This is a genomic window from Escherichia sp. MAL-1 (genome assembly GCF_052948035.1).
Genome location: NZ_CM129609.1, coordinates 970,478 through 990,373, shown reverse-complemented (window position 1 = coordinate 990,373; position 19,896 = coordinate 970,478). Strand labels below are relative to the sequence as shown.

Sequence of the window (19,896 nt, the reverse complement as noted above, 5' to 3'; positions counted from 1 at the left end):
ATGACAGATGCCCTCTTCCCGCAGGGAAGAGGGTTAAATAAGGAAAGAAGATGATTGAACAATTTTTCAGGCCCGACTCTGTCGAACAGGCGCTGGAACTGAAGCGCCGCTACCAGGATGAAGCCGTCTGGTTCGCCGGGGGCAGCAAACTCAATGCTACACCAACCCGTACCGATAAAAAGATTGCCATTTCCTTACAGGATCTGGAACTGGACTGGGTTGACTGGGATAACGGTGCACTGCGGATTGGCGCAATGTCTCGCTTGCAGCCACTGCGTGATGCGCGATTTATTCCTGCAGCGCTGCGTGAAGCCCTCGGTTTTGTTTACTCACGCCATGTTCGTAATCAGTCGACCATTGGTGGTGAAATCGCCGCCCGCCAGGAAGAGTCGGTGCTGCTTCCCGTCCTGTTGGCACTGGATGCTGAACTGGTTTTTGGCAACGGCGAAACGCTGTCAATCGAGGACTACCTGGCCTGCCCATGCGATCGCCTGCTAACCGAAATTATCATTAAAGATCCGTATCGCACCTGTGCGACCCGCAAAATTAGCCGTTCTCAGGCAGGTTTAACCGTCGTGACGGCAGCCGTTGCAATGACAGACCACGACGGTATGCGAATTGCGCTGGATGGCGTCGCCAGTAAAGCACTGCGTCTGCATGATGTCGAAAAACAAAATCTGGAAGGCAATGCACTTGAACAGGCTGTCGCCAACGCCATTTTCCCGCAGGAAGATTTGCGGGGCAGCGTGGCCTATAAACGCTATATCACGGGAGTTCTGGTAGCCGACCTGTATGCCGACTGCCAACAGGCTGGGGAGGAAGCCGTATGATCATCCACTTTACTTTAAATGGCGCGCCTCAGGAGCTAACCGTTAATCCAGGCGAAAACGTGCAAAAGCTGTTGTTTAACATGGGAATGCACTCTGTACGCAACAGTGATGATGGTTTCGGGTTTGCCGGTTCTGACGCAATAATCTTTAACGGTAATATCGTTAACGCGTCCTTGCTTATTGCCGCACAGTTAGAGAAGGCAGATATTCGTACCGCAGAATCTCTGGGCAAATGGAACGAGTTAAGTCTGGTTCAACAGGCAATGGTTGATGTTGGCGTGGTGCAGTCTGGTTATAACGATCCAGCTGCAGCTCTGATTATCACCGATCTTCTCGATCGCATCGCCGCACCTACCCGCGAAGAGATCGACGACGCGCTTTCTGGTTTGTTCAGCCGCGATGCTGGCTGGCAGCAATACTATCAGGTCATTGAACTGGCGGTTGCACGTAAAAATAATCCGCAGGCCACCATTGATATCGCTCCGACTTTCCGTGACGACCTAGAAGTCATTGGTAAGCATTATCCTAAAACTGATGCCGCGAAAATGGTGCAGGCGAAACCCTGCTATGTTGAAGACCGCGTAACGGCTGACGCCTGCGTCATTAAAATGTTACGTAGCCCACACGCTCACGCACTGATTACTCATCTGGATGTCAGCAAAGCTGAAGCCTTACCGGGCGTCGTTCACGTTATTACTCACCTGAATTGCCCGGATATCTACTATACCCCGGGTGGTCAGAGCGCACCGGAACCGTCACCGCTTGACCGCCGTATGTTCGGCAAGAAAATGCGTCACGTCGGCGATCGTGTTGCTGCGGTCGTCGCAGAAAGTGAAGAAATTGCGCTCGAAGCACTGAAGCTCATCGACGTTGAATATGAAGTGCTTAAGCCGGTAATGTCGATCGACGAAGCAATGGCGGAAGATGCGCCTGTCGTGCACGATGAACCGGTGGTGTATGTTGCTGGTGCGCCAGATACTCTGGAAGACGATAACAGCCATGCAGCCCAGCGCGGCGAGCATATGATCATCAACTTCCCGATCGGTTCTCGCCCTCGCAAAAATATCGCCGCCAGTATTCATGGTCATATTGGCGATATGGACAAAGGCTTTGCCGATGCCGATGTGATCATTGAGCGAACCTATAACTCAACGCAAGCGCAGCAGTGCCCGACTGAAACACATATCTGCTTTACTCGTATGGACGGCGATCGTCTGGTTATCCACGCCTCCACCCAGGTACCATGGCACTTACGCCGCCAGGTCGCGCGCCTCGTGGGCATGAAACAGCATAAAGTTCATGTCATTAAAGAGCGAGTTGGCGGCGGTTTTGGTTCCAAACAGGACATCCTGCTGGAAGAAGTGTGCGCCTGGGCAACCTGCGTGACCGGGCGTCCGGTACTGTTCCGCTACACCCGTGAAGAAGAGTTTATTGCTAACACCTCTCGTCACGTCGCGAAAGTCACCGTCAAACTGGGAGCGAAAAAAGATGGTCGCCTGACGGCAGTGAAGATGGATTTCCGCGCCAACACTGGCCCTTACGGCAACCACTCACTCACCGTACCGTGTAACGGACCGGCGCTGTCGCTGCCGTTATATCCGTGCGATAACGTCGATTTCCAGGTCACCACCTACTACAGCAACATTTGCCCAAATGGTGCTTATCAGGGTTATGGCGCACCGAAAGGTAACTTCGCTATCACCATGGCATTAGCGGAACTGGCTGAACAGTTACAGATCGACCAACTGGAAATTATCGAACGTAACCGGGTACACGAAGGGCAAGAGCTGAAAATTCTCGGTGCAATCGGTGAAGGTAAAGCGCCGACCTCCGTTCCTTCCGCCGCCAGCTGTGCACTGGAAGAGATCCTGCGTCAGGGTCGCGAGATGATCCAATGGTCGTCACCGAAACCGCAAAATGGTGACTGGCACATCGGTCGCGGCGTCGCCATTATCATGCAGAAATCGGGTATCCCGGATATCGATCAGGCTAACTGCATGATCAAACTGGAATCGGACGGCACCTTTATCGTTCATTCTGGCGGTGCGGATATTGGTACTGGTCTGGATACTGTAGTGACGAAACTGGCAGCAGAAGTGCTGCACTGCCCACCGCAGGACGTGCATGTTATCTCCGGTGATACCGATCATGCGTTGTTTGATAAAGGCGCATATGCCTCGTCCGGTACTTGCTTCTCGGGTAACGCGGCGCGTTTGGCAGCGGAAAATCTACGGGAGAAAATTCTGTTCCACGGCGCGCAAATGTTGGGTGAGCCAGTGGCAGATGTTCAACTGGCAACGCCGGGCGTCGTGCGCGGCAAGAAAGGCGAAGTTAGTTTCGGGGATATTGCCCATAAAGGCGAAACCGGCACCGGCTTTGGTTCACTGGTGGGAACTGGCAGTTATATCACGCCTGATTTCGCCTTCCCGTATGGCGCAAACTTCGCTGAAGTTGCCGTCAACACGCGTACGGGTGAAATCCGCCTGGATAAATTCTACGCCTTGCTGGACTGCGGTACACCGGTCAATCCAGAGTTAGCGTTGGGACAAATCTACGGTGCCACCCTGCGTGCTATCGGCCACAGTATGAGCGAAGAGATCATTTATGACGCCGAAGGTCACCCGTTAACGCGTGATTTACGCAGTTACGGCGCACCGAAAATTGGTGACATTCCGCGTGATTTCCGCGCTGTGCTGGTGCCGAGCGACGATAAAGTCGGCCCGTTCGGGGCGAAATCGATCTCGGAAATCGGTGTAAATGGCGCAGCTCCGGCGATTGCTACCGCAATTCACGATGCATGCGGCATCTGGTTACGCGAATGGCATTTCACACCGGAGAAAATACTCACTGCGCTGGAAAAAATATAAATAATAAATGGCCGCTTCGGCGGCCTGTTTCTCTGTTTGAACGATGACTAAATAGTGACTGCGAAAATGAGATAAGCCGTTCTCAAGGCGTCCTGCGCCCCAAATTCGTGGGAATTTATTTTACTAATTCAGATGATCAAATTTACTTTAAAAGGAGTGAAGGGATGTCTGATATAAACCATGCAGGTTCTGACCTTATATTTGAACTGGAGGATCGCCCTCCCTTTCATCAGGCTCTCGTTGGTGCCATTACCCATCTGTTGGCAATTTTCGTTCCTATGGTAACCCCCGCGTTAATCGTGGGTGCGGCCTTACAGCTTTCCGCTGAAACAACTGCCTATCTTGTTTCTATGGCGATGATCGCCTCTGGTATTGGTACCTGGTTACAAGTAAACCGCTACGGCATCGTCGGTTCTGGCCTACTCTCAATTCAGTCAGTCAATTTTTCATTTGTTACGGTCATGATTGCGCTGGGCAGCAGCATGAAAAGCGACGGTTTTCACGAAGAGTTAATCATGTCGTCGCTTCTCGGCGTCTCCTTCGTTGGCGCATTTCTGGTTGTCGGATCTTCATTTATCTTGCCCTATTTACGTCGGGTTATTACGCCTACCGTCAGCGGTATTGTGGTACTGATGATCGGCTTAAGCCTGATTAAAGTCGGCATTATCGATTTTGGTGGAGGATTTGCAGCCAAAAGCAGCGGTACGTTCGGCAATTACGAACATCTCGGCGTTGGTTTATTGGTTTTAATTGTGGTGATCGGCTTTAACTGCTGTCGCAGTCCGTTGCTACGCATGGGAGGGATCGCCATTGGGCTATGTGTCGGCTATATCGCATCGTTATGCCTGGGCATGGTGGATTTCAGCAGTATGCGCAATTTGCCGTTAATCACCATCCCGCATCCGTTCAAATACGGCTTTAGTTTTAGCTTCCATCAGTTCCTGGTGGTTGGCACGATTTATCTGCTTAGCGTGCTGGAAGCAGTCGGCGATATCACCGCCACGGCAATGGTTTCCCGCCGCCCCATTCAGGGGGAAGAGTATCAGTCCCGACTGAAAGGCGGCGTGCTGGCAGATGGTCTGGTTTCTGTTATCGCCTCCGCTGTCGGTTCATTACCATTAACCACGTTTGCGCAAAATAATGGGGTTATTCAGATGACTGGCGTCGCTTCACGTTATGTCGGGCGAACCATCGCGGTAATGCTGGTTATCCTCGGCTTATTTCCGATGATTGGCGGCTTCTTCACGACCATTCCCTCGGCAGTTCTGGGAGGCGCAATGACGTTGATGTTTTCCATGATTGCCATCGCTGGGATTCGCATCATCATCACCAACGGATTAAAGCGGCGTGAAACACTTATTGTCGCCACTTCTTTAGGTTTAGGGCTTGGCGTCTCCTACGATCCCGAAATTTTTAAAATATTGCCAGCCTCTATTTATGTATTAGTTGAAAACCCTATTTGTGCTGGCGGGTTAACTGCGATTTTATTAAATATTATCCTCCCTGGTGGCTACCGACAGGAAAACGTTCTGCCTGGTATTACCTCAGCGGAAGAGATGGATTAACAGTAAAGGAGTCAATGATGTCAGGAGAACACACGTTAAAAGCGGTACGAGGCAGTTTTATTGATGTCACCCGTACGGTCGATAACCCGGAAGAGATTGCCTCTGCGCTGCGGTTTATTGAGGATGGTTTATTACTCATTAAACAGGGAAAAGTGGAATGGTTTGGCGAATGGGAAAACGGAAAGCATCAAATTCCTGACACCATTCGCGTGCGCGACTATCGCGGCAAACTGATAGTACCGGGCTTTGTCGATACACATATCCATTATCCGCAAAGTGAAATGGTGGGGGCCTATGGTGAGCAATTGCTGGAGTGGTTGAATAAACACACCTTCCCTACTGAACGGCGTTATGAGGATTTAGAGTACGCCCGCGAAATGTCGGCGTTCTTCATCAAGCAGCTTTTACGTAACGGAACCACCACGGCGCTGGTGTTTGGCACTGTTCATCCGCAATCCGTTGATGCGCTGTTTGAAGCCGCCAGTCATATCAATATGCGTATGATTGCCGGTAAGGTGATGATGGACCGTAACGCACCGGATTATCTGCTCGACACTGCCGAAAGCAGCTATCACCAAAGCAAAGAACTGATTGAACGCTGGCACAAAAATGGTCGTCTGCTATATGCGATTACGCCACGCTTCGCCCCGACCTCATCTCCTGAACAGATGGCGATGGCGCAACGTCTGAAAGAAGAATATCCGGATACGTGGGTACATACCCATCTCTGTGAAAACAAAGATGAAATTGCCTGGGTGAAATCGCTTTATCCTGACCATGATGGTTATCTGGATGTTTACCATCAGTACGGCCTGACCGGTAAAAACTGTGTCTTTGCTCACTGCGTCCATCTCGAAGAAAAAGAGTGGGATCGTCTCAGCGAAACCAAATCCAGCATTGCTTTCTGTCCGACCTCCAACCTTTACCTCGGCAGCGGCTTATTCAACTTGAAAAAAGCATGGCAGAAGAAAGTTAAAGTGGGCATGGGAACGGATATCGGTGCCGGAACCACTTTCAACATGCTGCAAACGCTGAACGAAGCCTACAAAGTGTTGCAATTACAAGGCTATCGCCTCTCGGCATATGAAGCGTTTTACCTGGCCACGCTCGGCGGAGCGAAATCTCTGGGCCTTGACGATTTGATTGGCAACTTTTTACCTGGCAAAGAGGCTGATTTCGTGGTGATGGAACCCACCGCCACTCCGCTACAGCAGCTGCGCTATGACAACTCTGTTTCTTTAGTCGACAAATTGTTCGTGATGATGACGTTGGGCGATGACCGTTCGATCTACCGCACCTACGTTGATGGTCGTCTGGTGTACGAACGCAACTAATAATAAAACTTTAACATCCTCGTGAGGACATCATTATGTCTGGAGACATCCTACAAACACCGGACGCACCAAAGCCACAGGGCGCGCTGGATAATTATTTTAAAATTACCGCTCGTGGCAGTACCGTTCGTCAGGAAGTACTGGCTGGCTTAACGACCTTTCTGGCCATGGTTTATTCCGTTATCGTCGTTCCGGGAATGCTGGGCAAAGCAGGTTTTCCTCCCGCAGCTGTGTTTGTTGCCACCTGTCTGGTCGCGGGCTTCGGCTCGTTGCTGATGGGATTATGGGCCAATTTGCCAATGGCGATTGGTTGCGCGATTTCCTTGACGGCGTTTACCGCATTCAGTCTGGTACTCGGGCAACAAATTAGCGTTCCTGTCGCACTGGGCGCGGTATTTCTGATGGGCGTCATCTTCACCGCCATTTCCGTAACCGGTGTGCGTACCTGGATCTTACGTAATTTGCCGATGGGTATCGCTCACGGTACAGGTATCGGTATTGGCCTGTTTCTGCTGCTGATTGCTGCTAACGGTGTGGGTATGGTTATCAAAAACCCGATTGAAGGCTTGCCAGTGGCGCTCGGTGCGTTTACCTCCTTCCCGGTGATGATGAGCTTGCTGGGGCTGGCGGTCATCTTCGGTCTGGAGAAGTGTCGCGTACCCGGCGGGATCTTGTTGGTGATTATTGCAATTTCGATCATCGGCTTAATCTTTGATCCAGCGGTGAAGTACCACGGTCTGGTGGCGATGCCAAGCCTGACTGGCGAAGATGGTAAGTCTCTGATTTTCAGCCTCGATATTATGGGCGCACTCCAGCCAACCGTACTTCCGAGTGTACTGGCATTGGTGATGACCGCAGTGTTCGACGCCACTGGCACCATCCGTGCCGTCGCCGGTCAGGCGAATTTGTTGGATAAAGACAACCAGATCATCAATGGCGGCAAAGCCCTGACCAGTGACTCAGTAAGTTCAATATTCTCCGGTCTGGTGGGCGCAGCGCCCGCAGCGGTTTATATCGAATCAGCGGCAGGAACCGCCGCCGGGGGTAAAACAGGGTTGACCGCAACCGTAGTGGGGGCGTTATTCCTGCTGATTCTGTTCTTATCACCGCTGTCATTTTTGATCCCTGGTTACGCCACTGCACCCGCTCTGATGTACGTGGGTTTGCTGATGTTAAGTAACGTCTCGAAGCTGGATTTCAACGATTTTATTGACGCAATGGCTGGCCTGGTGTGTGCCGTGTTCATCGTTCTGACTTGTAATATCGTTACCGGTATTATGCTGGGCTTTGTGATACTGGTCGTAGGCCGTGTCTTTGCTCGCGAATGGCAAAAGTTGAATATTGGTACGGTGATCATTACTGCCGCACTGGTCGCATTTTACGCGGGTGGTTGGGCAATCTAATAGATTCTCCGCGCCTTTCAGCGCGGAGATTTCTTTCACAGAGGATTCTCACCGCTGGCAACAATACGCTGCTGGCGGACTCGCCTGAGTTCTCTTTCAGTAAGCAACTGCAGCGCCTGTGTCGGGCAAGATTCAACACAGGCTGGCCCCTCTTCCCGCTGTTCACAGAGATCGCATTTCACGATTTGTTGCCGGGTATCCCCCGGCAACGACTGAATGGTGATCATTCCAAACGGGCACGCACTGACGCAACTCTGACAGCCAATACAACGGGCAGAATTGGTCTGCACCACCTGCTCGCCCATCGTCAGCGCCCCCACGGGGCAAGCGCCAACACAAGGGGCGTTTTCACACTGATGGCACATCACCGGCGCACTGATGCTGTCCAGTCGCTGTACCTTCAGCCGGGGTAAAAAGACATCGGCATTCAACTCCTGTTCTGAAGGGTGAGCGACCACACAGGCTACTTCACAAGTACGGCAGCCAATACAGTCAGCCGGATTAACGATAATTAACGATTTCATCACGATGCCTTCGTATCAAACAGAGTTAACATATCGCGCGCCGCCTGCCTTCCTGCGGCCATTGCAGTGACAACCAGATCCGCGCCATGAACTGCATCCCCACCAGCAAAGACTTTTTTCAGATGCGTCTGGGTAGGTAAATACCCGACGTCACCGGTTTGAATCAGGCCCCATTTATCGAGTTTAATTCCGCTGCCCTGCAACCACGGCATGGCATGCGCCTGGAAACCAAAGGCCATAATGAGAACATCGGCGGGCAATTCAAACTCTGAACCCGCAACCGGACGAGGACGACGGCGACCATCCGGCCCCGGCTCACCCATGGCGGTACGAATCAGGCCCACCGCAGTTAAACGCCCATCTTCGTCACAAGCGATATATTGCGGTTGAACATTGAACTGAAACTCGACACCTTCCTCGCGCGCATTAACCACCTCTTTGCGCGAGCCCGGCATACTGACTTCATCACGACGATACGCGCAGGTCACGCTGGCGGCATTGAGGCGGATGGAAGTCCGCAAACAATCCATTGTCGTATCGCCACCGCCCAATACCACGACTCGCTTACCTTCCACGTCCGTCAGCGGATACTCTTCAGACTCCGGCAATCCCATGAGCTGGCGGGTATGGGCAGTCAGGAACGGTAGAGCCTGAATGACACCGGGCGCATCTTCATGCGGCAGATCTGCTCGCATCATCCCGTAAGTCCCCACGCCGATGAAAACTGCATCATATTCAGAAGTTAAATCGCTAAAGGTAATATCGCGGCCAATTTCACAGTTGAGATGAAAGTCGATTCCCATTGCGGTGAATATCTCTCGCCGCTGGCTTAATACCGTTTTATCGAGTTTGAAAGGAGGAATGCCAAAAGTCAGCATACCGCCAATTTCTGGATGGCGATCAAAGACATCAACCTGAACTCCTGCGCGCGCCAGAATATCAGCACACCCTAACCCTGCTGGCCCAGCGCCAATCACCGCCACTTTTTCGCTACGGGGAACAACTTTGCTGACATCGGGACGCCAGCCCATCGCCAGCGCGGTATCGGTGATGTAGCGTTCCAGATTACCGATAGTGACTGCGCCAGAGTGATCTTTCAAAGTACATGCGCCTTCACAAAGACGGTCCTGTGGACATACCCTGCCGCAGATTTCTGGTAAGGAACTGGTCTGGTGGCAAAGTTCTGCCGCTTCAATAATCTTTCCCTCCTGTACCAGACGGATGTAATCCGGAATAGCGTTATGCAGCGGGCAATGCCAGTTGCAGTTAGCTTTTTCGGCACAATAAACACAGCGGTCACTCTCATAAGTCGCTTGTTGTGGATCCAGCCCGCAATAGATTTCGCCAAAGTGGTTTTTCCGTTCACTTGCTGAAATTTTATCTGCGCCTTTACGCGAGTTAACGGGGAGCAACGCTGCACTGCGAGATGGCTGAGCGTCTGATGACGCATTTCCTGCTGCCGTTTTGCGCTGGCGGGCCACCTTTATCTGCTGTAACCCTTTATCGTCCATCAGTCGTAACGCCTGTGTTGGGCAAACTTCAATACAGGCTTGCGTGCCGGAACTGCGCTGGTTACAAAGGTCGCATTTCTGCGCAATCGTATCGACCATCTCAACGACGCCAAAGGGGCAAGCGATTGCGCATCTTTTACAACCAATACATTTTTGCTCGTCCAGTTGTACGCTATCGGACTGGAAAGTCAGAGCATTAACCGGACAAGCCGTAACGCAAGGGGCATTGTTGCAGTGATGGCAGGCCACCGGATTCGCAGCCTGGCCTTTCCCTACAACGTGGATACGCGGTCTAAAGTCACTGTGACTCAGCGGCCAGTTTTCTTGATTGTGTGCCACCGCACAGGCAATTTCACAAGCATGACAGCCTATACATTCCGCAGCTTCAGCAGCGATAAACTTATTCATTTGCATCCCTTTCATTTAATGAGTTATGTCTTCTCAAATTTCGCGATGCAATAAACGGGCATATATTAGGTAGCATGACCGTTTTAATTATAATTTTGCGACTGAGTTCAAATTATTGCCCCTCAATCTATGCCGCTTTCATTATTTCAACATTGCCGATCAAAAGAGTGCTATCCAGATAAAAACGATTAAATGCGAGAGTACGACATGCCAGAATGATTAATGAAATATCAATATGAGAAAATTACAGATAATTCCATTGTCAGGTTCTCTTCTCATTTTCGTGGTTTAACCACGATTATGTGATTGCCTCCGCAATTCCTGTCTCTAACTCCCCTTCCTCGCAAAAACTGGCACTCCACGAGCATGTGTTTAGACAGTTTCATTAACGTAAACGGTTGCTTTTTACTCTGGCGGGCGAAAGGAGAAACACTGATGAGCGCCATAGATTCCCAACTTCCCTCATCTTCTGGGCAAGACCGCCCAACTGATGAGGTTGACCGCATATTATCACCAGGAAAGCTGATCATACTCGGTCTGCAACACGTCCTTGTCATGTACGCAGGTGCAGTCGCTGTTCCTCTTATGATTGGTGACCGACTGGGCCTCTCAAAAGAAGCTATTGCGATGCTCATTAGCTCGGATCTCTTTTGCTGCGGGATCGTCACATTATTGCAATGTATCGGTATCGGCCGCTTTATGGGGATCCGCCTGCCGGTGATTATGTCGGTGACCTTTGCTGCTGTAACACCAATGATAGCCATTGGGATGAACCCGGATATCGGCCTGCTGGGGATCTTTGGTGCCACTATCGCCGCGGGTTTTATCACCACATTATTAGCGCCACTTATCGGTCGCTTGATGCCTTTATTCCCGCCACTGGTTACCGGTGTGGTTATTACTTCTATTGGGCTTAGCATCATTCAGGTGGGTATTGACTGGGCCGCCGGAGGTAAAGGGAATCCGCAATATGGTAATCCCGTTTATTTAGGTATCTCCTTTGCCGTCTTAATTTTTATCTTGCTCATTACTCGCTATGCGAAAGGATTTATGTCCAACGTCGCCGTATTACTGGGGATTGTATTTGGCTTTTTACTTTCGTGGATGATGAATGAAGTCAACTTATCCGGGCTACATGATGCCTCGTGGTTTGCGATTGTCACCCCGATGTCGTTTGGTATGCCGATTTTCGATCCCGTTTCCATTCTGACCATGACTGCCGTGTTAATCATCGTGTTTATCGAGTCGATGGGGATGTTCCTGGCACTGGGTGAAATAGTCGGTCGTAAACTCTCTTCACACGATATTATTCGCGGGCTGCGTGTCGATGGCGTAGGGACAATGATAGGCGGAACGTTTAACAGCTTCCCCCACACGTCATTTTCACAAAACGTTGGCCTGGTTAGCGTGACGCGTGTTCATAGCCGCTGGGTGTGTATTTCTTCGGGAATTATATTAATCCTGTTTGGCATGGTGCCAAAAATGGCGGTGCTGGTCGCCTCCATTCCGCAATTTGTGCTGGGCGGCGCTGGGCTGGTGATGTTCGGCATGGTACTGGCGACAGGGATTCGAATTCTGTCGCGCTGTAACTACACCACCAACCGTTACAACCTCTATATTGTGGCGATCAGTCTCGGCGTTGGCATGACTCCGACGCTCTCTCACGATTTCTTTTCTAAGTTACCGGCCGTACTGCAACCGCTGCTACATAGCGGCATTATGCTCGCAACCCTTAGCGCCGTTGTGCTGAACGTCTTCTTTAATGGCTATCAGCATCATGCTGACCTGGTGAAGGAATCCGTCTCTGATAAAGATTTAAAAGTCAGGACAGTACGTATGTGGCTTCTGATGCGCAAGCTGAAGAAAAATGAGCATGGAGAATAATATGAATCTTTTAATGCGCGCTATATTCAGTCTGTTGTTGCTTTTTACTCTCTCTATTCCTGTCATTTCTGACTGTGTTGCAATGGCCATTGAAAGTCGCTTCAAATATATGATGCTACTTTTTTAAATGGTTTTTACCTGTCGGCATCCGCTCAAAACGGGCGGTTGTCGATAAACGCTCACTTGGTTAATCATTTCACTCTTCAATTATCTATAATGATGAGTGATCAGAATTACATGTGAGAAATTATGCAAACGGAACACGTCATTTTATTGAATGCACAGGGAGTTCCCACGGGTACGCTGGAAAAGTATGCCGCACACACGGCAGACACCCTCTTACATCTCGCGTTCTCCAGTTGGCTGTTTAATGCCAAAGGACAATTATTAGTTACCCGCCGCGCACTGAGCAAAAAAGCATGGCCTGGCGTGTGGACTAACTCGGTTTGTGGGCACCCACAACTGGGAGAAAGCAACGAAGACGCAGTGATCCGCCGTTGCCGTTATGAGCTTGGCGTGGAAATTACGCCTCCTGAATCTATCTATCCTGACTTTCGCTACCGCGCCACCGATCCGAGTGGCATTGTGGAAAATGAAGTGTGTCCGGTATTTGCCGCACGCACGACCAGTGCGTTACAGATCAATGATGATGAAGTGATGGATTATCAATGGTGTGATTTAGCAGATGTATTACACGGTATTGATGCCACGCCGTGGGCGTTCAGTCCGTGGATGGTGATGCAGGCAGCCAATAGTGAAGCAAGAAAATTGTTGTCTGCTTTCGCGCAGCACAATTAAAAAACCCCGACATTTGCCGGGGTTATGAGCATAACGTAATGCTTATTTCACCGGACGCATCGCCGGGAACAGAATAACGTCGCGGATGGTATGGCTGTTGGTGAACAGCATTACCATACGGTCGATACCAATCCCCAGACCTGCTGTCGGCGGTAAGCCATGTTCCAGTGCGGTGACGTAATCTTCATCGTAGAACATCGCTTCGTCGTCACCTGCATCTTTCGCGGCAACCTGATCCAGGAAGCGCTGCGCCTGATCTTCCGCGTCATTCAGCTCGCTAAAGCCGTTACCGATTTCACGACCACCAATGAAGAACTCAAAGCGGTCTGTGATTTCCGGGTTAACGTCGTTACGACGCGCCAGCGGAGAAACTTCTGCCGGATATTCAGTAATGAAGGTCGGCTGAATCAGATGTGCTTCTGCCACTTCTTCGAAGATCTCGGTAACGATACGGCCCAGACCCCAGCTCTTCTCAACGTGGATGCCGATAGATTCAGCAATCGCTTTTGCAGAGTCGAAGTTGTCCAGATCCGCCATGTCGGTTTCCGGGCGATATTTCTTGATCGCTTCACGCATGGTCAGTTTTTCGAACGGTTTACCGAAGTCCAGCGTCACGTCGCCGTAGGTCACTTCCGTCTTACCGAGAATATCCTGTGCCAGAGTACGGAACAGCGATTCGGTCAGCTCGATCAGATCTTTGTAATCTGCGTAAGCCATATAGAGTTCCATCATGGTGAACTCTGGGTTATGACGTACGGAAATACCTTCGTTACGGAAGTTACGGTTGATTTCGAATACACGCTCGAAGCCACCGACCACCAGACGCTTGAGGTACAGTTCCGGCGCGATACGCAGGTACATGTCAAGATCCAGCGCGTTATGATGGGTGATAAACGGACGCGCAGCCGCACCGCCTGGGATCACCTGCATCATCGGCGTTTCAACTTCCATAAAGCCGCGATTTACCATGAACTGGCGAATGCCAGAGAGGATCTGCGAACGCACTTTAAAGGTGTTGCGGGATTCATCGTTAGAGATGAGATCCAGATAACGCTGACGATAGCGCGCTTCCTGATCCTGCAAGCCGTGGAATTTGTCCGGCAGCGGACGCAGTGCTTTGGTCAGCAGACGCAGCTCGGTGCAGTGGATAGACAGTTCGCCGGTTTTGGTTTTGAACAGTTTACCTTTCGCGCCGAGGATGTCGCCGAGATCCCATTTTTTGAACTGCTCGTTGTAAACGCCTTCCGGAAGATCGTCACGGGCAACGTACAGCTGAATACGACCGCCAACGTCCTGCAGGGTAACAAAAGAGGCTTTACCCATAATACGGCGGGTCATCATGCGGCCAGCAACGGCGACTTCGATGTTCAGCGCTTCCAGTTCTTCGTTCTCTTTACCGTCGAATTCTGCGTGCAATTGGTCAGAGGTATGATCGCGACGGAAATCGTTCGGGAAGGCAATTCCCTGCTCACGCAGGTTCGCCAGCTTCTCACGACGCGTTTTCAGTTCATTGTTAAGATCGACTACCGCGTCAGCGCCCTGTGCGTGTTGTTCAGACATGTTGGTTCCTCATAACCCTGCTTTCAAACTTGCTTCGATAAATTGATCCAGGCTGCCGTCCAGCACGGCCTGCGTGTTGCGGGTTTCTACCCCGGTGCGCAGATCTTTAATGCGGGAGTCATCAAGGACATAAGAACGAATCTGGCTGCCCCAGCCGATGTCAGATTTGTTATCTTCCATCGCCTGTTTCTCAGCATTTTTCTTCTGCATCTCCAGTTCATAAAGCTTCGCTTTCATCTGCTTCATGGCCTGGTCTTTGTTCTTGTGCTGGGAACGGTCGTTCTGGCACTGGGTCACGATCCCGGTCGGGATGTGGGTAATACGCACCGCAGATTCGGTACGGTTAACGTGCTGACCGCCCGCGCCGGACGCGCGATAAACGTCAATGCGCAAATCCGCCGGGTTGATTTCGATATCAATATCATCATCAACTTCCGGGTAAACAAACGCAGAGCTGAACGACGTATGGCGACGACCGCCGGAGTCAAACGGGCTCTTACGCACCAGGCGGTGAACGCCAGTTTCTGTACGCAGCCAGCCGTAAGCGTAATCGCCGGAGATTTTGATCGTCACGGATTTAATACCCGCCACTTCACCTTCCGACTCTTCGATGATTTCAGTTTTGAAACCACGCGATTCTGCCCAGCGCAGATACATACGCTCAAGCATGCTCGCCCAGTCCTGTGCTTCCGTACCGCCAGACCCCGCCTGAATATCGAGGTAGCAGTCGGCGCTGTCATATTCGCCAGAGAACATACGGCGGAACTCAAGCTGCGCCAGTTTTTCTTCCAGGGCGTCGAGTTCAGCAACGGCTTCGTTAAAGGTTTCTTCGTCGTCAGCTTCTACAGCCAGTTCCAGCAGACCAGAAACATCTTCCAGCCCCTGTTTCATTTGGTCGAGGGTGTCGACAACGGCTTCGAGGGAGGAACGCTCTTTACCCAGCGCCTGTGCGCGTTCGGGTTCGTTCCAGACATCCGGCTGTTCCAGCTCGGCGTTTACTTCTTCCAGACGCTCTTTCTTGGCGTCGTAGTCAAAGATACCCCCTAAGAACGTCGGAGCGTTCCGTGAGGTCCTGAATGCGATTATTTACCGGATTAATTTCAAACATGGTCTGATTTCTTTTATTGAGCTAGTCAAAATGCGGTGATAAGAGCGGGATTGTACCCAATCCACGCTCTTTTTTATAGAGAAGATGACGCTAAATTGGCCAGATACTGTCGATGATAATTTGCAGGCTGCGGTTGCCGCGAAACTCGTTGATATCGAGCTTATAAGCCAGTTGCACTTCGCGCACGCCGTTATCCGGCCAGAGGGCGGTATCGACATTAAAAGCAATACCATCCAGCAGTGGACCGCCGCCGACCGGTTCGACCATCACCTTCAAATGACGTTCGCCCACCAGCCGCTGTTGCAGCAGACGGAAATGACCGTCAAACAGCGGCTCCGGGAACATCTGCCCCCACGGGCCAGCATCGCGCAGCAGCTGCGCCACTTCCATGGTCATTTCGGCCGGGCTTAACGGACCGTCTGATACCACTTCGCCTTGCAATAGCGAAGGGTCCAGCCACTCAGTAACCAGTTCGCCAAACCGTTGTTGAAAGAGTTTGAATTTATCCTCTTCCAGCGACAAACCCGCCGCCATCGCATGACCGCCAAACTTCAGCATCATGCCAGGGTAGAGTGTGTCTAATCGCTCCAGCGCATCACGCATATGCAGCCCCTGAATGGAGCGACCGGAACCTTTCAGCGTACCGTCACCTGCTGGCGCAAACGCGATAACCGGACGGTGAAAACGCTCTTTGATGCGCGAAGCCAGAATACCGACAACGCCCTGATGCCATTCGGGGTGATACATTGCCAGCCCGCCGGGTAGCGTGTCACGGCTGCGCTCCAGTTTCTCGCACAGAGTCAGGGCTTCAATTTGCATTCCTTGTTCGATCTCTTTTCGCGTCTGGTTTAGCGCATCGAGTTCATTTGCCAGCACGCGCGCTTCGCCGATGTTGTCGCACAACAACAGCGCCACACCGACGGACATATCGTCCAGTCGTCCGGCAGCATTGAGACGTGGCCCCAGCGCAAAACCTAAATCGCTGGCGGCGAGTTTTTGTGCATCACGGTTTGCCACTTCAAGCAGCGCTTTAATCCCCGGACGGCACTTTCCGGCTCGGATGCGACTCATCCCCTGCCAGGTCAGAATGCGATTATTAGCGTCCAGCGGCACGACGTCCGCCACTGTCCCCAGCGCGACCAGATCCAGCAGTTCTGCCAGGTTAGGAATTGCGATGTTACGCTCATCAAACCAGCCCTGATCGCGCAAAAAGGTGCGCAGCGCCAGCATCAGATAAAACGCCACACCCACGCCTGCCAGTGATTTCGACGGGAAATTACAGTCGCGCAAGTTAGGGTTAATGATCGCTTCCGCTGCGGGTAATGTGTCGCCCGGCAAATGGTGATCGGTAACAATAACCGGGATGCCCAACGAGCGAGCGTGCTCAACTCCCGCATGGGAGGAAATACCGTTATCCACCGTGACAATTAACTGCGCGCCACGGGCATGGGCCTGATCGACCACTTCCGGGCTTAAGCCGTAACCGTCTTCGAAACGGTTTGGTACCAGGTAGTCGATATTGCTGCAACCAAGCGAGCGCATCGCCAGCACGCTTAGAGCCGTGCTGGTGGCACCGTCGGCGTCGAAATCACCGACCACAATAATCCGCGTTCCTTCGCGAAAAGCGTTGTAAAGGATCTCAACGGCCTTTTCGACGCCGCTCAGTTGCTGCCAGGGCAGCATACCTTTAACACTGCGTTCCAGTTCTTGCGCACTGCGTACTCCCCGGCTGGCGTATAAACGGCGCAGCAAGGGAGGCAATTCCGCGGGCAAGTCTGCCGTTTCATCGACTTCACGGCGACGAAGTTGTATCTGTTGTTTCACGCGAATTATTTACCGCTGGTCATTTTTTGGTGTTCGTCGAGGAATTCTTTCATCTCTTTCGGCGGCTGGTAACCCGGAACAAGTGTGCCATTGCTCAGCACAACTGCCGGAGTACCGCTAACGCCAAGCTGGACGCCAAGTGCGTAATGGTCGGCAATATCCACGTCGCAGCTGGCTGGTGCGACGCTTTTACCTGCCATCACATCATCAAACGCTTTGTTTTTATCTTTCGCACACCAGATAGCTTTCATTTCTTTCTCTGCATCGCTGTCCAGCCCCTGGCGCGGGAAAGCAAGATAACGCACGGTGATCCCCAGTGCGTTGTAGTCTGCCATTTGCTCATGCAGTTTGTGGCAGTAACCACAGGTAATATCAGTAAACACGGTGATGACGTGTTTTTCCTGCGGCGCTTTATAAACGATCATCTCTTTTTCAAGCGCATTCAACTGCTTTAGCAACATCTTATTGGTGACATTGACCGGAGCCGTGCCGCTAACGTCATACATTGGCCCCTGAATGATATGTTTACCATCATCGGTGATGTACAACACACCGCTGTTAGTCAGAACTGTCTTCATGCCAGCTACGGGCGCGGGCTGAATATCGCTGCTTTTGATGCCCATTTTGGCTAACGTTTGTTGAATTGCCGCGTCATCAGCCTGAGCAAAGCCTGAAAACGCCGCTAACAAAGTAAACAACATAAAACCTTTCTTCATAAATCTTCCCGTTCTTTTCAGACATCACGCCCGCGGGTGATGCTGTTGATGAAGTTGCCGCAGACGCTCGGTAGCGACATGCGTATAAATTTGCGTGGTGGAGAGATCGCTGTGGCCCAGTAGCATCTGCACCACGCGTAAATCCGCACCATGATTTAATAAGTGAGTGGCAAAAGCGTGACGCAACACATGCGGTGACAGCTTTTCGCTGTCGATACCCGCCAGCACGGCATAATGTTTAATGCGGTGCCAGAAGGTCTGTCGCGTCATCTGCTGCGCACGCTGGCTGGGAAACAACACGTCAATTGACACACCATTCAGTAGCCACGGACGCCCATGTTCCAGATAGGTTTCCAGCCAGTAAACCGCCTCTTCACCTAACGGCACCAGGCGCTCTTTGTTGCCTTTACCAATGACCCGCACTACGCCCTGACGCAGACTGATATCACTCATTGTCAGCCCGACCAGTTCAGAGACACGCAGCCCGGTAGCATACAACACTTCAAGCATGGCTTTATCGCGTAGCTCCAGTGGCTGATCAATTAATGGTGCCTGTAATAAACGTTCAACCTGCGCTTCGCTTAAATCTTTTGGCAAACGCTGGGGCAATTTCGGTGAAGCGAGATGCGCACTGGGATCGTCTTCACGAAACTTTTCGCGATAAAGATACTGGAACAATCGGCGCACTGCACTCAGCAAACGCGCTGAGCTGGTGGCTTTATACCCGCCCTCCAGCCGTTCTGCCAGTAATGCCTGCAAATCGTCACTTTGCGCCGTCGCCAGCGTCAACCCGCGGTGATGCAACCACTCCACCATCATTGACAGATCGCGACAGTAAGCGTTCAACGTATTTTCAGCCAGATTTTTTTCCAGCCACAGAGCATCAAGAAACTGCTCGATGCGTGCCAGATCCTGTTTCACTTGCGCCCCTTATGGTCACTCATTTGATCCATTATGCCTTATTGTGCCGTGACTAAAGCGATTCTGATACACTAGCCACAAAAGCCACAGCAGAATCGAGAAGCTTACGTTATGAATATGGGTCTTTTTTACGGTTCCAGCACCTGTTACACCGAAATGGCGGCAGAAAAAATCCGCGATATTATCGGCCCAGAACTGGTGACCTTACATAACCTCAAGGACGACTCCCCGAAATTAATGGAGCAGTACGATGTGCTCATTCTGGGTATCCCGACCTGGGATTTTGGTGAAATCCAGGAAGACTGGGAAGCCGTCTGGGATCAGCTCGACGACCTGAACCTCGAAGGTAAAATTGTTGCGCTGTATGGGCTTGGCGATCAACTGGGATACGGCGAGTGGTTCCTCGATGCGCTCGGTATGCTGCATGACAAACTCTCGACCAAAGGCGTAAAGTTCGTCGGCTACTGGCCAACGGAAGGATATGAATTTACCAGCCCGAAACCGGTGATTGCTGACGGGCAACTGTTCGTGGGTCTGGCGCTGGATGAAACTAACCAGTATGACCTTAGCGACGAGCGTATTCAGAGCTGGTGCGAGCAAATCCTCAACGAAATGGCAGAGCATTACGCCTGATGTCACTGAC

17 protein-coding genes are annotated in these 19,896 nt (G+C 51.5%); 9 read left to right on the top strand and 8 right to left on the bottom strand.

Annotation, left to right across the window (positions count from 1 at the left end):
* The first annotated feature begins 50 nt into the window (after nucleotides 1-50).
* The 5 genes from ygfM to ghxQ all read left to right on the top strand — a co-directional run bounded on the left by ygfM (nucleotide 51) and on the right by ghxQ (nucleotide 7,999).
* Entirely contained in the window at nucleotides 51-830 is a 780-nt protein-coding gene (gene ygfM / locus ACU8XX_RS04885; RefSeq protein WP_000572462.1) for a molybdopterin-dependent oxidoreductase FAD-binding subunit, read from the top strand.
* Nucleotides 827-3,697: a molybdopterin-dependent oxidoreductase Mo/Fe-S-binding subunit gene (locus ACU8XX_RS04880; RefSeq protein WP_000583615.1), complete on the top strand. Its 2,871-nt coding sequence runs from the start codon at nucleotides 827-829 to the stop codon at nucleotides 3,695-3,697. The genes ygfM and ACU8XX_RS04880 overlap by 4 nt, the downstream gene beginning before the upstream one ends.
* A gap of 164 nt (nucleotides 3,698-3,861) precedes the next feature.
* The gene (gene xanQ, locus ACU8XX_RS04875) at nucleotides 3,862-5,262 is read left to right on the top strand and encodes a xanthine/proton symporter XanQ (protein WP_001280192.1); all 1,401 of its coding nucleotides are present in this window, start codon (nucleotides 3,862-3,864) and stop codon (nucleotides 5,260-5,262) included.
* A 17-nt stretch (nucleotides 5,263-5,279) separates the two neighbouring features.
* Nucleotides 5,280-6,596: a guanine deaminase gene (gene guaD, locus ACU8XX_RS04870; RefSeq protein WP_001299798.1), complete on the top strand. Its 1,317-nt coding sequence runs from the start codon at nucleotides 5,280-5,282 to the stop codon at nucleotides 6,594-6,596.
* 35 nt (nucleotides 6,597-6,631) lie between these two features.
* On the top strand, nucleotides 6,632-7,999 hold the full coding sequence (ghxQ, locus tag ACU8XX_RS04865; RefSeq protein ID WP_016242368.1) for a guanine/hypoxanthine transporter GhxQ: 1,368 nt from the start codon (nucleotides 6,632-6,634) through the stop codon (nucleotides 7,997-7,999).
* 35 nt (nucleotides 8,000-8,034) lie between these two features.
* Here the strand turns inward: ghxQ and ACU8XX_RS04860 are convergent, their stop codons facing one another.
* Both ACU8XX_RS04860 and ygfT read right to left on the bottom strand, forming a co-directional pair.
* On the bottom strand, nucleotides 8,035-8,523 hold the full coding sequence (locus tag ACU8XX_RS04860; protein ID WP_000838428.1) for a 4Fe-4S dicluster domain-containing protein: 489 nt from the start codon (nucleotides 8,521-8,523) through the stop codon (nucleotides 8,035-8,037).
* Complete coding sequence (gene ygfT, locus ACU8XX_RS04855) at nucleotides 8,523-10,442, bottom strand: formate-dependent uric acid utilization protein YgfT (protein WP_016242369.1); 1,920 nt, start codon at nucleotides 10,440-10,442, stop codon at nucleotides 8,523-8,525. The genes ACU8XX_RS04860 and ygfT overlap by 1 nt, the downstream gene beginning before the upstream one ends.
* 435 nt (nucleotides 10,443-10,877) lie before the next feature.
* On the opposite strand from ygfT, the gene uacT reads away from it, so the two are divergent.
* On the top strand, nucleotides 10,878-12,326 hold the full coding sequence (gene uacT / locus ACU8XX_RS04850; RefSeq protein WP_001295374.1) for a urate/proton symporter UacT: 1,449 nt from the start codon (nucleotides 10,878-10,880) through the stop codon (nucleotides 12,324-12,326).
* A 1-nt stretch (nucleotide 12,327) separates the two neighbouring features.
* Nucleotides 12,328-12,453 carry a protein YqfG gene (gene yqfG, locus ACU8XX_RS04845; protein WP_001050745.1) on the top strand — a complete coding sequence of 42 codons (126 nt, stop codon included), beginning with the start codon at nucleotides 12,328-12,330 and terminating at the stop codon, nucleotides 12,451-12,453.
* Here yqfG and ACU8XX_RS04840 read toward each other — a convergent pair.
* Complete coding sequence (locus ACU8XX_RS04840) at nucleotides 12,450-12,521, bottom strand: protein YqfH (protein WP_120795390.1); 72 nt, start codon at nucleotides 12,519-12,521, stop codon at nucleotides 12,450-12,452. The two genes, yqfG and ACU8XX_RS04840, sit on opposite strands and share 4 nt — an antisense overlap.
* A gap of 54 nt (nucleotides 12,522-12,575) precedes the next feature.
* Between ACU8XX_RS04840 and idi the strand changes: the two genes are divergently transcribed.
* Nucleotides 12,576-13,124, top strand: coding sequence for an isopentenyl-diphosphate Delta-isomerase (idi, locus tag ACU8XX_RS04835; RefSeq protein ID WP_001192794.1), 549 nt, complete (start codon nucleotides 12,576-12,578; stop codon nucleotides 13,122-13,124).
* 42 nt (nucleotides 13,125-13,166) lie between these two features.
* Here the strand turns inward: idi and lysS are convergent, their stop codons facing one another.
* The 5 genes from lysS to xerD form a co-directional block, all read right to left on the bottom strand.
* Nucleotides 13,167-14,684, bottom strand: coding sequence for a lysine--tRNA ligase (gene lysS / locus ACU8XX_RS04830; RefSeq protein WP_000003071.1), 1,518 nt, complete (start codon nucleotides 14,682-14,684; stop codon nucleotides 13,167-13,169).
* Between the two features lie 9 nt (nucleotides 14,685-14,693).
* Nucleotides 14,694-15,792 (bottom strand): peptide chain release factor 2 gene (prfB, locus tag ACU8XX_RS04825; RefSeq protein WP_001701073.1). Its coding sequence is split into 2 segments (ribosomal slippage): nucleotides 14,694-15,716 and nucleotides 15,718-15,792, totalling 1,098 coding nucleotides; the frame shifts between segments, so codons are not numbered across the junction.
* Between the two features lie 90 nt (nucleotides 15,793-15,882).
* Nucleotides 15,883-17,616 (bottom strand): single-stranded-DNA-specific exonuclease RecJ, encoded by a 1,734-nt coding sequence (gene recJ, locus ACU8XX_RS04820; RefSeq protein WP_000813201.1) that lies wholly within the window; start codon nucleotides 17,614-17,616, stop codon nucleotides 15,883-15,885.
* Between the two features lie 5 nt (nucleotides 17,617-17,621).
* Nucleotides 17,622-18,332: a bifunctional protein-disulfide isomerase/oxidoreductase DsbC gene (gene dsbC / locus ACU8XX_RS04815; RefSeq protein WP_000715214.1), complete on the bottom strand. Its 711-nt coding sequence runs from the start codon at nucleotides 18,330-18,332 to the stop codon at nucleotides 17,622-17,624.
* A 24-nt stretch (nucleotides 18,333-18,356) separates the two neighbouring features.
* A complete protein-coding gene (xerD, locus tag ACU8XX_RS04810; RefSeq protein WP_000806628.1) occupies nucleotides 18,357-19,253 on the bottom strand; it encodes a site-specific tyrosine recombinase XerD in 897 nt (298 codons plus the stop codon).
* 111 nt (nucleotides 19,254-19,364) lie between these two features.
* Here xerD and fldB point away from each other — a divergent pair, with 111 nt between their 5' ends.
* Complete coding sequence (gene fldB / locus ACU8XX_RS04805; protein WP_001055874.1) at nucleotides 19,365-19,886, top strand: flavodoxin FldB; 522 nt, start codon at nucleotides 19,365-19,367, stop codon at nucleotides 19,884-19,886.
* Nucleotides 19,887-19,896: the final 10 nt, after the last annotated feature.

What these genes read in the sequence shown, in the direction of transcription:
- ygfM (WP_000572462.1), top strand. Translation starts at nt 51, where the DNA reads ATGATTGAACAATTTTTCAGGCCCGACTCTGTCGAACAGGCGCTGGAA.
- ACU8XX_RS04880 (WP_000583615.1), top strand. Translation starts at nt 827, where the DNA reads ATGATCATCCACTTTACTTTAAATGGCGCGCCTCAGGAGCTAACCGTT.
- xanQ (WP_001280192.1), top strand. Translation starts at nt 3,862, where the DNA reads ATGTCTGATATAAACCATGCAGGTTCTGACCTTATATTTGAACTGGAG.
- guaD (WP_001299798.1), top strand. Translation starts at nt 5,280, where the DNA reads ATGTCAGGAGAACACACGTTAAAAGCGGTACGAGGCAGTTTTATTGAT.
- ghxQ (WP_016242368.1), top strand. Translation starts at nt 6,632, where the DNA reads ATGTCTGGAGACATCCTACAAACACCGGACGCACCAAAGCCACAGGGC.
- ACU8XX_RS04860 (WP_000838428.1), bottom strand. Translation starts at nt 8,523, where the DNA reads ATGAAATCGTTAATTATCGTTAATCCGGCTGACTGTATTGGCTGCCGT.
- ygfT (WP_016242369.1), bottom strand. Translation starts at nt 10,442, where the DNA reads ATGAATAAGTTTATCGCTGCTGAAGCTGCGGAATGTATAGGCTGTCAT.
- uacT (WP_001295374.1), top strand. Translation starts at nt 10,878, where the DNA reads ATGAGCGCCATAGATTCCCAACTTCCCTCATCTTCTGGGCAAGACCGC.
- yqfG (WP_001050745.1), top strand. Translation starts at nt 12,328, where the DNA reads ATGAATCTTTTAATGCGCGCTATATTCAGTCTGTTGTTGCTTTTTACT.
- idi (WP_001192794.1), top strand. Translation starts at nt 12,576, where the DNA reads ATGCAAACGGAACACGTCATTTTATTGAATGCACAGGGAGTTCCCACG.
- lysS (WP_000003071.1), bottom strand. Translation starts at nt 14,684, where the DNA reads ATGTCTGAACAACACGCACAGGGCGCTGACGCGGTAGTCGATCTTAAC.
- dsbC (WP_000715214.1), bottom strand. Translation starts at nt 18,332, where the DNA reads ATGAAGAAAGGTTTTATGTTGTTTACTTTGTTAGCGGCGTTTTCAGGC.
- fldB (WP_001055874.1), top strand. Translation starts at nt 19,365, where the DNA reads ATGAATATGGGTCTTTTTTACGGTTCCAGCACCTGTTACACCGAAATG.